The following is a 12,398-nucleotide window of genomic DNA, read 5'->3' on the forward strand; positions in this document are numbered from 1 at the left end:
TCGCCCCGGGACGAAACGGCTTGCCCAGAACGGTTGCAGCGGAGCGTAACCACCGATATACAGGTGACTTCGCGGTCGAGCCTCTGCTGAACCTCACACTGCAGAAACCCGTCCGCGCGGGGAACCTCATGCGCGATGTACCAAAACCCCGACAGCAGGCTGCTCCGTACCACCGGGCGCAGTCCGCTGGCGCATTCGTGACCATCGGACCGGACGGAAGGCGGCACGCCCCAGCCTGTTGACAGCACGTGCTCATGTAGTAACGCTGTGTGCTGATCCAGTCACTGAGGCCATTCGCGGATGTGTCGAACGACGTGTCAGTCGAACGGGGAGACAACTTGACCACGCCGGAGCCAAGCCCGGACGGGATGCGACGAGCAGAGCTCGTCGATCGCGCCCAGGCAGGGGACGTCGGTGCCTTCGGTGAGCTGTACGACGAGTACTCGCTCACCGTCTATCGCTACATCTACGCCCGGGTGTCGTCGTCGGCACTCGCCGAGGACCTGACCAGCGAGACGTTCGTCCGGGCGCTACGCGCGCTCGACTCGTTCCGCTGGCAGGGCCGGGACTTCGGAGCCTGGCTGGTGACGATCGCCCGGAACCTGATCACCGACCACTACAAGTCCGGCCGGGTCCGGCTCGAGGTGGTCACCGACGAGATCGAGACCCACGACCGGCAGACCGAGGGCCCGGAGATCGACGTGCTGGCCAGGGCCACCGCGGAGGTCCTCCGGGACGCGGTCGCCGGCCTGCCCGACGAGCAGCGCGACTGCCTGACGATGCGGTTCTTCGCCGGTCTGTCGATCGCCGAGACGGCCAAGGCGCTGGAGAAGTCCGAAGGCGCCGTCAAGCAACTCCAACTGAGGGCCGTCCGGCACTTGGCGAAGGTTATCCCCAAGGACTTGAGATGAGGCGGATGACAACGAACGTCTTTCGTAACCCGTCAGGGAGTTACCTCGTTTGCCTGATGAGGACCTGTCGGTGACCCCGACTGGCCATTGAGGAGAACGAGAACTCATGAGTGACCTACACAGGGCTCGAGCGCGCGCGGAGGCATTCGCGCACGCCGTCGATCACGGGCCCCGTCACTCCACGCGACTGGGCGACGATCACGAGTTACTGGAAGCTGTGGAGCTGGCCGGACGGCTGAGGACCGCCGGCGCAGTTGCACCGCGACCGGAGTTCAGTGCCGAACTGCGGCACCGCTTGCTGGAGCAGGCGGCGGCGCGGTCGGCGACCACTGCGACTTCACTGACGGTGCACAGCGCACCGGAGGACTCGGACGACCCGCCGGGTAGCGAGGACGTTGGCGCGTCCGTGACAGATATCCGCCGCCGCCAGGGCCGGAGGATCCGGTTGGTGGCCTCGACAGCCGCGCTGGTGCTGCTGGGAGGTGGCATCGGTTCTGCCGCCGCCGCCCAGCAGGCGATGCCCGGCGACACTTTGTACGGGATGAAGCGCAGCATCGAGAACGTGGCGACCAATGTGGGGGTCGGCGACGACTCCCGCGGCCGGCGCGACCTCGAGCACGCGCAGACCCGGCTGGCCGAAGTGCAGGAGCTGGCCGCCAACGGCGGCTCGGTGAGCACGATCAACGCAACGCTGGACGACTTCTCGGTGCAGGCCCGCAAGGGCGTGTCCCGGTTGCTGGCGTCGTACCAGCAGAACGGCGACCAGAGCTCGATCACGGCAATCTCGGCCTTCGTCACCAGCGCCCGCCAGGCTCTCGGTGACCTTGCGCCGAAACTGCCGCCCGAGTCGCTGAAGTCCGGCGTCGAGGCGCTGGTCACCATCGAGCAGCTGGCCGGCAACACCGCGGCCGTCTGCCCGAAGTGCGACGGCCCGAAGCCGGCCGCCGGCACGCCGACCACCAACCCGAACAACAACAACCATCCGAACCGCACCACCCCCGGCGTCACCGAGTCGAGCAACCCGGTCAAGGCGTCGTCGTCGACCAGCCCGAAGGCCTCGACGACGGTCCCCACCCCGGCAGGCTCGACCACGCTCGACCCGAGCGCGACGCCGACCAAGGTGCCGAACACGACGATCGTGGAGGAGTCCACCGCTCCGCCCCCGACCGCCCTGAAGACACCACCCCGGCCTTCGTCGTCTAACTCGCTGACTACGACGCCCACCGTGCTGCCTTCACTGCCCTCAGCCACACCGTCGTGGCCGTGGCCGTTCCCGACCACACCACTGATCAACCTGCCGGGCCTGATCCAGACCCTCCTTCCACCCTGGAAGTAGCAGGCACAACGCACCCCACCCAGCCCCCGGCCCGGAACCTCGCGCCGGGGGCTGCGCCGTCCCCACCCCAGCCATCCCCACCCCAGCCATCCCCACCCCAGCCATCCCCACCCCACCCCATCCACCGCCGCACCCGGCGGCGCCCCTGGGCACCTCGGCGTACGAGCGGATATCCATTGCTGTTGTGGGTTCTCCACTGGTGAAAGAGCAGAGAACCCACAACAGGAGCGGATATCCGTGTGCGAGTAGAGGGCGCGGGTGAGCGGGGGGCGCGGGGTGGGGCGCGGAGCGCGCGTGGGCACGGCGCGCGGGTGGGCCCGGGGCGCGGGTGGGCCCGGGGCGCGGGTGGGCCCGGGGCGCGGGGTGGGATGTGGGGTGTTAGAAGAAGACGCTGCGGCGTTGCATTAGGAGGGTGTAGAGGGTTTGCTGGATGGTTTCGCGGACCTGGTCGGTGACGTTGAAGACGAGCATCGGGTCGTCCGCGGCGCCGTCGGCGAAGTCGTCGGTACGGATCGGCTCGCCGAACTCGATCAGCCACTTGGACGGCAGCGGGATCAGGCCGAGCGGCCCGAGCAGCGGGAAGAACGGCGTGATCGGGATGTACGGGACGCCGAGCAGCCGGGCCAGCGAGGCGATGTTGCCGACCAGCGGATAGATCTCCTCGGCGCCGACGATCGAGCACGGCACGATCGGTACGCCGGTGCGCATCGCGGCGCTGACGAACCCACCGCGCCCGAAGCGCTGCAGTTTGTACCGCTCGGCGAACGGCTTGCCGAGGCCCTTGAACCCCTCCGGCCAGACGCCGACCAGGTTGCCCTGCCGGAGCAGCCGCTCGGCGTCGTCGTTGTTCGCCAGGGTCGCGCCGCCCTTGCGGGACAGCTCACCGACGAACGGCGTCTGGAACACCAGGTCCGCCGCGAGCGTACGGAGCGGACGGCCGGTGTGGTCCGCGACGACGACCTGGGTGACGAGCCCGTCGAGCGGCATCGTGCCGGAGTGGTTCGCGACGATCAGCGCGCTGCCGTCGGACGGGATGTTCTCGATCCCCCGGACCTCGACGCGGAACCACTTCTCCACCATCGGGCGCAGCATCGGCAGCAGTACCTGGTCGGTGAGGTCGGAGTCGTACCCGAACTCGTCCAGCTCGTACTCCCCGGTCAGCCGCCGGCGCAGGAACGCCAGCCACTGCGCGACCCGCTGCTCGCCATCGTCCCCGAACAGATCCCGCACAGCCCGCTCGAGCCGACCAAAGTCCAGCCCACCCAGCCCACCAACATCCAGTCCGGAAGAGTCCGGCCCGTCGACGTCGGGTACGCCCTCGGCGGCAGCGCTGTGGTCGGTGGTGGGACGTGGCTCGTCCGCCTTCTCCGCTTCACGCGGGCGGCGGCGCTGCTTCTTGCGGGCGTCAGGTCCTGCCAGGGCGCGCGCGGCGGCAGAGGGCGTCGTACGGTGTCCGCTCCCCCGGCCCGGTCGGCCGCCGGAGCCGATCGGGATGACCTCGGCGTCAGCCACGCAGCGCTCCCAGCCCGGCGGTCAGCAGCCCGGAGGCCCGCGACATCGCACCGGTGCCGAGCGACCGCCGGAAGTCGTCGAACGCCTCGGCGGTCGTGTACGTCGGCTCGAACCCGAACTCGGTACGCATCCGCGTGGTGTCCACGCCGCGCCCGTACGTCAGGAAGGTGATCTGGTCCGGCGAGAAGTCCGCGAGGCGGGCGCGCCGGACGGCCGCGGCCGTGCTCGAGGCGGTGAACGACGGCAGCCGCAGCGTCGGGCGGCCGAGCCGGCGGATCGCCTGCGAAAGCGACAGCACGCCGTCACCGGCGAGATTGAACGTCCCTGGGAGGTCGTCGACGGTCGCCCGCCGGATCGCCTCGACGCCGTCGTCCTCGTGCAGGAACTGCAGGCGGGCGTCGTACCCGAAGACGGTCGGTACGACAGGGAGACCGAAGTACCGGGTGATCGGGGAGTCGGTCTTGGGGCCGATCCAGTTCGCCATCCGGAGCGTACTGACGCAGACGTCGGGGCGGCGCCGGGCGAAACCCCGCACGTACCCCTCGACCTCGACCGCGTCCTTGCTCAGCCCGTGGTGATGGATCGCCCGCGGGGCCATCTCCTCGGTGAACATCGCCGGGTCCCGCGGACCGGCGCCGTACACCGTGGTCGAGGACTTCACCACCAGCTTGGCCACGCCGGGCGCCTTCTGGCACGCAGCGAGCAGCTGCATGGTGCCGATGACGTTGATCTCCTTCATCGACGACCGGCCGCCGGCGCTGCCAGGGGTGGCCACGACGCCGGTGTGAACGACCGTGTCCACATCCTCGGCGGCGATCACCTTGGCGATCACCGGGTTCCGAATGTCGGCCCGGACGAACCGGACCTTGCCGAGCTCCGCCCGCGGCGGCACCACGTCAACACCGATCACGGTGCCGATCGCCGGGTCCTCGGCCAGTCTCCGGGCACAGCGAGCACCGGCGTCTCGCGAGACGCCGGTCACCATCACCACCTGTGCCACGAGCTACCCCCAGCCGGACCGGGCGCGGCAGAAACTACTACTTGCCGAGCTTGCGGCGCTGGACCCGCGTCTTCTTCAGCAGCTTGCGGTGCTTCTTCTTCGCCATCCGCTTACGGCGCTTCTTGATTACAGAACCCACGTCGGACCATCCAAACTCAAAGAGAACGTCGGCAAAGCTTACCCGCAGGTTGATGCCCCGACCTAAAGCAGGCTCCGGAAGTAGACTGGGGGCCTACCTGGGGAGGCTGTGTGCGGGCTCGGTACGACGGTCTGGCGGAGTGGTACGACGAGCGGTTCGTGGTCGGTGCGCCGGAGCATCAGCCGGGGGTGCTGGAGCTGCTCGGACGCGGTTCGGGACCCTGTCTGGACATCGGCTGCGGCACCGGCCGGAACTTCGACACCATCCGTGCGAGCGGACGTACGCCGATCGGGCTCGACTTCTCCGTCGACCAGCTCGGCCGCGCCCGGCTGCGTACCGACGGCCCGCTCCTGCACGGCGACGCGACCGCCCTGCCGTTCGCCGACGAGTCCTTCGACACCGCAATCTCGATGTGGATCTCGACCGACGTGGACGACTTCGGCGCGGTACTGCGGGAGGCGGCGCGGATCCTGCGACCCGGGGGTGTTCTGGTCGCGTACGGCGTGCACCCCTGCTTCAACGGGCCGCACGTCGTGACCGAGGACGACGGCCGCATGACTGTGCATGCGACGTACCGCCAGACCGGCTGGCACACCGACCTGCCCTGGTGGGGCGAGGACGGAATCCGCCGGCGGATCGGAATGAACCACCTCACGCTGGCCGACTACCTGAACGTCTTCATCCGGAGCGGCCTCGTCACCGAACACTTCGAGGAACCCGTCGGCCCGGACATCCCGCACGCACTGGCAGTCCGCGCCCGCAAGCCGTGCCCGGCGTAGGTTGCCTCACCGCTGACGGGTCCGACGACGGGCCGCCGGTCGCAGCACTGCGACCTACACCCTCGATCGCGAAGAGCCGCCTGGGGCTGCGCGGTACCGTGGCCGGATGGCGTACGTCATCTTTCTCGCGGGCCTCGCAGTGGTGCTTGGGGGGCTTACCTGGTTTGCGTGGTGGGCCAAGCGCACCGGGCGCGGTTCGGGGGTGGCGGGCGCGATCGCTGCGTACGAGGAGTTCTACCGGACGACTGCGCACGCCTCGCACTACGAGCTGCGGCAGCAGGCGGACCGGAAGTCGGAGACCGGTTCGCCGGACGACCTCTAGTTCTCAGCGGCGTTGTCAGTTCAGGTAGTCGGAGACCGGGCCCAGGGTGAGCAGGCCGCTGCCGGCTGCGTGTTCGCCGGCGGCAGGTCTGAGCGCTTGCTGCGCTTGCTCCAGCAGTTCGGCATCACCATGTTGCCCGGCTGCGTGTGCGATCAGGGCCCACTGTGCCTCAAGCAGCAGTCCCGGCGCCGGCGATCTGCGGGAGTACGTCTCCGGGACCGGTTCGCCGTGCCGTACGGCGTGTGCGGTCAAGGCCAGTGGGAGGAGGCCGTCGCTCAGCCCGGGCATCCCGGCGCCGTCTAGCAGGGCGGCTGCCGCACGGTAGGACTCGGGGGTGTCGGCGCGCAGGGCGGCGTACCACCGGGTGAAGACCGCGACGAGCGGTAGTTCGTGGCGGGCGGCGAGGGCGTCGGCAGCAGCGGCGTGTTCGTCGGAGGCGGTGTGGTCCGCTCGTGCGCAGGCCGACTGCAGACGGATCAAATGGCCGAGAACCTCATAGGTAAAGAGGTTGTGGCGCTGCGCGAGCGTGACGAGCTCGGCTCCGATCGAGTCCCGTTCGGCCGCCAGACCGGCGCGGTAGCAGGTCTGCATGAAGACGCCGTTCAGCGTGAACGCCAGCAGCGCCGGGTCGTCGAGACCGCGGGCGAGTTGCTCCGCTTCGAGCGCTGCCTCGCGGGCCCGGGGTTCACGGGAGCCCCGGGACTCGACGGCGATCGTGGCGAGCAGACGGGCGCGGATGCTCGGGTGGTCCTGTGTCGGCAGTACCCGTTCAGCGGCCGCAACGATCGCGGCGGCCCGGACCTCGTCGTCGGAACGGGTCCAGATCGCCGGTACGTCGTACGCGCCGATCACTCGCGCCGTGAGGTCCGGGTCGCCGAGCTCCTCCGCTGCGGTGATCGCCGCTAGCCGGTGCCGGCGCGCAGCCTCCAGCCCGCCGCCTCCGGTGACGGCGAGATTGCGCAGCAGGCCGACCGTGGATTCGATCCGCGCCCGGGTGCCGCCGACCGCACGGTCGTACGCGGCGGTGGTCTCCTCCCAGACGCTGCCGGACGGCGCGAGATGCGTTGCCTGGTTGAGGATGTCGCGTTCGAGCTGCGTGAGCGCGGGGCCGGGGTCGATGCCGAGCTGGCTCACCAGGGTCTCTCGAGCGCGCCGCAGTACGGCGAGCGCATCGCCCTGACGATCGCAGCGGTACAACGCGAGCGCCAGCAGCCGCCAGGCGTCCTCGCGCCACGGGTGCTCGGTCACGTACGCGTCGAGGTCAGGCACCGCCTCGGCCGTACGTCCTAACGCCAGCCGCGTCTCGCCGACCCGCTCCACCGCCCGCAGCCGCAACTCGGTCAGCCGGGAACGCTCGGCCAGCGCCCATCCCTCGTCCGCGAACTCGGCGTACGCCGGCCCACGCCACAACGCCAGCCCTGCCAGCAGTTCCGGCAACAACCGTTCCGGCGGCAGCTGAGCCTGGACTGTCGTCTCGAACCGCAGTGCATCGACATTATCGGTCCTGAGCGCATAGCCGGGCCCGGATGTGACGAGCAGCTGAGCAGGTGCCCGCGGCGCCCGGTCCGGTTCGATCGCCCGCCGCAACGCGGCCACGAACGTCCGCAGCGCACTGAGTGCTCCGTCCGGCGGGGCCGCCCACAGATCGTCGACGAGAACCCGAGCCGGCACCACGCGCCCCCGCGCCACCAGCAACCGAGCAAGCACCGCCCGATGCCGAGGCCCCTTCAACTCAACCGGCTCCCCCTCCCAAGCCACCACCGGCCCAAGCACCCCGAACTCCACCCGCCCACGGTAGCGCTCATCAGCTGCTCATCCGGGTCCGCGACGCTGCCAGGTATGGAGATCGAGGGTTTCGAGTATCGGCGGATCGCGGGCGCGGACGGCGTCCAACTCAACGTTGCGGCGGGAGGTTCCGGGCCGGCGGTGGTCTTGCTGCATGGGTTTCCGGAGACGCATTTGATGTGGCGGGTGGTGGCGCGGGAGTTGGCTTCGGAGTACACCGTGATCTGTCCGGATTTGCGGGGGTACGGGGCGAGTGACAAACCGGTGGAGGGTTACTCGAAGCGGGTGATGGCGGCCGATGTGGTGGCGGTGGCGGGCGAGTTCGGGTACGAGCGGTTCGCGCTGGTGGGGCACGATCGTGGGGCGTTGGTCGCGTTTCGCGCGGGGCTGGATCATCCGGACGCGGTCACGCATTTGATGTGTCTGGACGTACTGCCGACGCTCGACATGTGGGACGTCATGCACGGGACGAGCGCCGCGGTCGGGTTCCACCTGTACCTGATGGCGCAACCACCGGGGCTTGCGGAGCGGATGATCGCGGCGAGTTCGGACGAGTTCTTCGGGTACTTCCTGGACCTGTGGGCGAATGATCCGGCCGCGATTCCGCCCGACGTACGGGCTGCGTATCTGGACGCCTCGCGGGCCGCGGTGCCGTCGATCGTCGCGGACTATCGGGCCTCGGCCACCGTCGACGTCACGGACGACGCGGAAGATCTTGCCGCGGGCAACAAACTCCGGATGCCGGTCAGCGTCATCCAGCAGGACTGGGGTACGGCGCTCGGCTTCGACGCGGCCGCCCGGTGGAAGGCCTGGGCGACCGACCTGGACCACAGCACCACCACCGCGGGGCACTTCATGGCCGAAGAGTCCCCGGCCGAGATCAGCAGCGCCATCCGTGCGCTCCTCACCCGCTGAGCGCGGGTGGGATGGCGAAGGGGCCGGATCCGTCGTGGATCCGGCCCCTTCGACTCTCGTTGTTATCCGGCCTGGAAAAAGGCGCCTTTGAGGTAGTCGTGCACGGCATCCTCGGAGACCCGGAACGAACGACCCACCCGCACCGCGGGCAGCTCACCGGAGTGCACCAGGCGGTACACCGTCATCTTGGACACGCGCATGGCCGTGGCGACCTCCGCCACGGTCAGGAACTTCACCTCGGCGAGCGGCTGCTCACCACCGGACTTCTTTGATGCCATTGCGCACCGCACTTCCAGCACGGATCGTGCGCCGGCTTCCCCTCCGGCACCTACGTCCGCGCATGTCATGAGAGTAGTGGCTGTTGGTACGAATGGGAAAGAGGGGGACTCGTGTGACTCACTCAGCCCCCGGCTAGTAGGACGGATCGAGGCCCAGGAGCGGGAAGCTGGCGTCGCGGGTGGCCTTGATGGCGCGGTCGAGCCAGGTGCCGGGGTTGTAGCCGCTCGACCAGTCGGTGTACGACGCGTCGCGGCCGTCGGTCATGCGGACCGGCGCAACCCGGCCGAACCGCATCTGGACCGCCTCCCGCCAGGCCTCCGGCACCGGCGTCGCGGGGTCGATCGGGTGCCCGGCGACGATCGCGAGTAGATGCGTCCACGCCCGCGGCACGACGTCGACGATCGCGTACCCGCCGCCACCGGTCGCGACCCACTTCCCCTCGGTCAGCTCGTGCGCAAGATCGTGCAGCGCGAGGTACGCCGCCCGCTGGCCGTCGATGGTCTTCGTCAGGTGCGCGAGCGGATCCTCGACGTGCGAGTCGCACCCGTGCTGCGTGACCAGCACCTGTGGGCGGAACGCCTTGACCACCTCCGGTACGACGGCGTGGAACGCGCGCAGCCAGCCCGCATCCCCGGTCCCGGGCGGGAGCGCGACGTTGACCGCCGTACCCTCCGCGTCCGGACCACCCGTCTCACCGGCGCTGCCCGTGCCCGGGAAGAGCGTGGTCGGCGACTCGTGCAGGCTGACGGTCAGCACCCGCGGGTCGTTGTAGAACACGGTCTGTACGCCGTCGCCGTGGTGCACGTCCACGTCGACGTACGCGACCCGCTCGGCACCGTGGTCCAGCAGCCACTGGATCGCGATCGCAGGGTCGTTGTACACGCAGAAACCGCTGGCCTGGTTGGGCATCGCGTGGTGCAGGCCGCCGGCGATGTTCGCGGCGTGCAGTACGTCGCCCTCCCAGACCGCGCGGGCCGCCTCGACGGAGGCGCCGGCGATCTGCGCGGAGACCTCGTGCATGCGCGGGAAGCAGTACGTGTCCGACGTACCGAGGCCGTGGATCGGGTCGGCGTCGTCGGGATGCTCGCCCGCACGCTTCACCGCGGCGACGTACTCGGCGGTGTGTACGGTCTCGAGCAGCGCGTCGTCGGCGGTCGGCGCAGGCACGACCTTGAGCTGCTCGAGGACACCGAGCTCGCCGGCGAGCTTCATCGTCAGCTCGACCCGGATCGGACTCATCGGGTGCCCACGCCCGAAGTCGTACGCCGTCAGCCCGTCATCGAACACCAGCAACGCCTCACCACTCATGCACTCGACCTTAGCCTTCAGGCGTGCGGAAGCGGTCTGCCGAACCTGGCGCTCAGCCAGTACGCGCCGCGGCGGGCGTGGAAGACGGTCATCAGAACGGCGCCGAACGTGCCGGCGATCAACGCGGCCCACGGATGCGTCGAGACCTGGGCGAGGGTGAGCAGCGCCCCGGCGATCGCGAAGGCCGCCAGACCGCCGACGGCGTTGTTGGTGGCCGAGTTGCCGGTCAGGTTCGGGAACTCGCGGCCGGTGATGCCGGTGACGAAGTGTGGGACGCCGTTGAGCCCCATCAGTCCGGCCAGGAGGGCCAGCGCGATCGCGTGGATCATCTCTGCTCCTCGATTTCAGCCTACACATGTTGACTGAAACCGTAAGCGGTCGGGACTCGGTGAGTCAACATGCGTAGACTGAAGGGCGTGACGACGAGGGCAGAGCAGCGTAGGCGGACCGAGGAGCGGATCCTGCGGGCGGCGCGGGAGCTGTTCGGTGAGTACGGGTTCGACCGGACGACGGTGCGGATGGTCGCGACGCGGGCGAGCAGCGACGCGGGGCTGGTGATGCGGTACTTCGGTTCGAAGGAGCAGTTGTTCGCGCAGGCGGCCGCGATCCCGGCGGACGGCGCGATCGAGGGCTCGCCGGCGGAGATCGCGGAGCAGTTGACCGCCGCGTTGAGCGCGAAGCTGGCCGAGGAGCCGGCGGCGGCGCTGGCCGCGTTGCGGGCGATGTTCAGCCACCCGGAGGCGGCCGACGAGGTCCGCAAGGCGATGACCGCGCAGCAGCGGCAGGTGGCGGACCAATTGTCCGGCGACGACGCGCTGGCGCGGTCCGGTGTGATCGGCGCGCTGACCCTCGGTCTGGTGGTCTCGCGGCATCTGGTCAAGCTTGACGGCCTGGACGCCGCTCCCGAGGAGCTGATGGCGATCGCCGGCCCGTTGATCGAGGAGCTGGTGACCGGCTGATGACAACGGGAGGGCGTACGACGGGCGGCGCGACACCCCTCCCGGGTCGCGCCGGCCCGTCCGTGGTCCAACAGTCGATTCATCGGTGACGGACTGCAAAGCGTTACAGATTTTGCAGCTTGCTGCAGAAAATCCGGAGGAACTAGCCTGATTCCGCCGCGATCCGACTGCGGACAGTGAGATCGGACTTGCGAGTAGCTCGCTCCGGCCCCACAGTTCTTCCGTGAGGCAAATGAAACCCAACCGGCGGCAGATCTTCACGGTCGGCGCAGCCGCAGCCGTCACGGTCGCCACCTCCGGCCAGACCGCATCCGCGAGCACGACCGCGGCGGGATCGGTGGAGTCAGTGGAGTCAGTGGAGTCGGCCGAGTTCACCACCAGCGCATCGTCGACCACCGGGCCGTACGGTTCCGGCGTCGGCGGCTCCTGGACGAACACGGCCCGCGCCATCTCCACGGCCGCGCAGTTCCAGCGCACCCGGGAGACCAACGGCGTCTACATGTTCGGCGACAGCATCTCGGTCCAGGACGGCAAGGCGCTCGCGACCCGGCTGCTCGGCCGCGACGGCAGCCAGATGGCCGTGCACAACTGGTCCAGCCGCCCGACGTCCGGCGCAGTCGACGCGCTCCAGCAGTGCGCGTCGGCGTACGGCCTGCCGAGGCGGATCCTGATGGCGAGCGGCTCGAACGACATCTTCGACCCGCCGAAGTTCGCCGCCCAGGTCGCCCGCGCGGTCAGCATCGTCGGCCAGAACCGGATCCTGTACTGGGTCGACATCCAGGTGGTCCGCAAGGCGGTAACCGCGCCGATCCAGCTCGCCGACCAGCGCAACAGCTCGTGGCTGAACATGCAGCTCTACGACGCCCAGGAGAAGTACCCGAACCTGCGGATCATCCGCTGGGCCGAGTGGCTCTGGGTCAAGCCGTACCGGCTGCTCAACTACCTGCGCGACGGCGTGCATCCGACCGTGCCGTTGGGCCAGGACGCCCGCAACGAGCTGATCGTGCAATCCCTCACGCAGCGCTGATATGCTGCGAGTGTGAACACAAACTTGCAGCTGTGGTGGGCCGCCTAGGGCGGTCCATCCCAGCGCGTGTTCGCACGCAGCCACCACGGCCGCCTCACCGAGGCGGCCTTTTTGTTTGCCCTCGGT

Annotated in this window: 14 protein-coding genes; 7 read left to right on the forward strand and 7 right to left on the reverse strand. The window is 69.3% G+C overall.

Annotated elements, in window-relative coordinates:
- Positions 1-338: 338 nt before the first annotated feature.
- Positions 339-911: a sigma-70 family RNA polymerase sigma factor gene (locus ACGFI6_RS20990; RefSeq protein WP_393120860.1), complete on the forward strand. Its 573-nt coding sequence runs from the start codon at positions 339-341 to the stop codon at positions 909-911.
- Between the two features lie 106 nt (positions 912-1,017).
- Positions 1,018-2,247 carry a DUF5667 domain-containing protein gene (locus tag ACGFI6_RS20995; RefSeq protein WP_393120862.1) on the forward strand — a complete coding sequence of 410 codons (1,230 nt, stop codon included), beginning with the start codon at positions 1,018-1,020 and terminating at the stop codon, positions 2,245-2,247.
- Between the two features lie 378 nt (positions 2,248-2,625).
- On the opposite strand, the gene ACGFI6_RS21000 is transcribed toward ACGFI6_RS20995, so the two are convergent.
- Genes ACGFI6_RS21000 through ACGFI6_RS21010 form a run of 3 tightly spaced genes read right to left on the reverse strand, consistent with a single transcriptional unit; the run spans position 2,626 to position 4,898 of the window.
- Positions 2,626-3,759, reverse strand: coding sequence for a lysophospholipid acyltransferase family protein (locus ACGFI6_RS21000; protein ID WP_393120864.1), 1,134 nt, complete (start codon positions 3,757-3,759; stop codon positions 2,626-2,628).
- Complete coding sequence (locus tag ACGFI6_RS21005; RefSeq protein WP_393121283.1) at positions 3,752-4,744, reverse strand: NAD-dependent epimerase/dehydratase family protein; 993 nt, start codon at positions 4,742-4,744, stop codon at positions 3,752-3,754. Before ACGFI6_RS21005 ends, ACGFI6_RS21000 begins: the two co-directional genes overlap by 8 nt.
- A 52-nt stretch (positions 4,745-4,796) precedes the next feature.
- On the reverse strand, positions 4,797-4,898 hold the full coding sequence (locus ACGFI6_RS21010) for a 30S ribosomal protein bS22 (protein WP_008356322.1): 102 nt from the start codon (positions 4,896-4,898) through the stop codon (positions 4,797-4,799).
- A 110-nt stretch (positions 4,899-5,008) separates the two neighbouring features.
- Between ACGFI6_RS21010 and ACGFI6_RS21015 the strand changes: the two genes are divergently transcribed.
- Both ACGFI6_RS21015 and ACGFI6_RS21020 read left to right on the forward strand, forming a co-directional pair.
- Positions 5,009-5,677 carry a class I SAM-dependent methyltransferase gene (locus tag ACGFI6_RS21015; RefSeq protein WP_393120868.1) on the forward strand — a complete coding sequence of 223 codons (669 nt, stop codon included), beginning with the start codon at positions 5,009-5,011 and terminating at the stop codon, positions 5,675-5,677.
- 106 nt (positions 5,678-5,783) lie between these two features.
- Complete coding sequence (locus ACGFI6_RS21020) at positions 5,784-5,999, forward strand: hypothetical protein (protein ID WP_393120869.1); 216 nt, start codon at positions 5,784-5,786, stop codon at positions 5,997-5,999.
- A gap of 15 nt (positions 6,000-6,014) precedes the next feature.
- Here ACGFI6_RS21020 and ACGFI6_RS21025 read toward each other — a convergent pair whose 3' ends face one another.
- Entirely contained in the window at positions 6,015-7,784 is a 1,770-nt protein-coding gene (locus ACGFI6_RS21025; protein WP_393120870.1) for a BTAD domain-containing putative transcriptional regulator, read from the reverse strand.
- 54 nt (positions 7,785-7,838) lie between these two features.
- Between ACGFI6_RS21025 and ACGFI6_RS21030 the strand changes: the two genes are divergently transcribed.
- Positions 7,839-8,699, forward strand: a complete 861-nt coding sequence (locus ACGFI6_RS21030) for an alpha/beta fold hydrolase (protein ID WP_393120872.1) — start codon at positions 7,839-7,841, stop codon at positions 8,697-8,699.
- A gap of 62 nt (positions 8,700-8,761) precedes the next feature.
- Here ACGFI6_RS21030 and ACGFI6_RS21035 read toward each other — a convergent pair whose 3' ends face one another.
- The 3 genes from ACGFI6_RS21035 to ACGFI6_RS21045 form a co-directional block, all read right to left on the reverse strand.
- Positions 8,762-8,977, reverse strand: a complete 216-nt coding sequence (locus ACGFI6_RS21035) for a helix-turn-helix domain-containing protein (RefSeq protein WP_012923942.1) — start codon at positions 8,975-8,977, stop codon at positions 8,762-8,764.
- A 133-nt stretch (positions 8,978-9,110) separates the two neighbouring features.
- A complete protein-coding gene (locus ACGFI6_RS21040; protein ID WP_393120874.1) occupies positions 9,111-10,286 on the reverse strand; it encodes an acetoin utilization protein AcuC in 1,176 nt (391 codons plus the stop codon).
- Between the two features lie 17 nt (positions 10,287-10,303).
- A complete protein-coding gene (locus tag ACGFI6_RS21045) occupies positions 10,304-10,615 on the reverse strand; it encodes a hypothetical protein (RefSeq protein WP_393120876.1) in 312 nt (103 codons plus the stop codon).
- A gap of 87 nt (positions 10,616-10,702) precedes the next feature.
- Between ACGFI6_RS21045 and ACGFI6_RS21050 the strand changes: the two genes are divergently transcribed.
- Entirely contained in the window at positions 10,703-11,245 is a 543-nt protein-coding gene (locus tag ACGFI6_RS21050) for a TetR family transcriptional regulator (protein WP_393120878.1), read from the forward strand.
- A gap of 232 nt (positions 11,246-11,477) precedes the next feature.
- Positions 11,478-12,272, forward strand: coding sequence for a hypothetical protein (locus ACGFI6_RS21055; protein WP_393120880.1), 795 nt, complete (start codon positions 11,478-11,480; stop codon positions 12,270-12,272).
- The last annotated feature ends 126 nt before the right edge of the window (positions 12,273-12,398 follow it).

Origin of the sequence: Kribbella sp. NPDC048928, assembly GCF_043197975.1 — a bacterium.
In the GTDB taxonomy this organism is placed as follows: domain Bacteria; phylum Actinomycetota; class Actinomycetes; order Propionibacteriales; family Kribbellaceae; genus Kribbella.

Excerpts from the sequence above, each read along its gene's own strand:
- ACGFI6_RS21035 (WP_012923942.1), bottom strand. The coding sequence starts at position 8,977 with ATGGCATCAAAGAAGTCCGGTGGTGAGCAGCCGCTCGCCGAGGTGAAG.
- ACGFI6_RS21030 (WP_393120872.1), top strand. The coding sequence starts at position 7,839 with ATGGAGATCGAGGGTTTCGAGTATCGGCGGATCGCGGGCGCGGACGGC.
- ACGFI6_RS21045 (WP_393120876.1), bottom strand. The coding sequence starts at position 10,615 with ATGATCCACGCGATCGCGCTGGCCCTCCTGGCCGGACTGATGGGGCTC.
- ACGFI6_RS21005 (WP_393121283.1), bottom strand. The coding sequence starts at position 4,744 with ATGGTGACCGGCGTCTCGCGAGACGCCGGTGCTCGCTGTGCCCGGAGA.
- ACGFI6_RS21020 (WP_393120869.1), top strand. The coding sequence starts at position 5,784 with ATGGCGTACGTCATCTTTCTCGCGGGCCTCGCAGTGGTGCTTGGGGGG.
- ACGFI6_RS21040 (WP_393120874.1), bottom strand. The coding sequence starts at position 10,286 with ATGAGTGGTGAGGCGTTGCTGGTGTTCGATGACGGGCTGACGGCGTAC.
- ACGFI6_RS21055 (WP_393120880.1), top strand. The coding sequence starts at position 11,478 with ATGAAACCCAACCGGCGGCAGATCTTCACGGTCGGCGCAGCCGCAGCC.
- ACGFI6_RS20995 (WP_393120862.1), top strand. The coding sequence starts at position 1,018 with ATGAGTGACCTACACAGGGCTCGAGCGCGCGCGGAGGCATTCGCGCAC.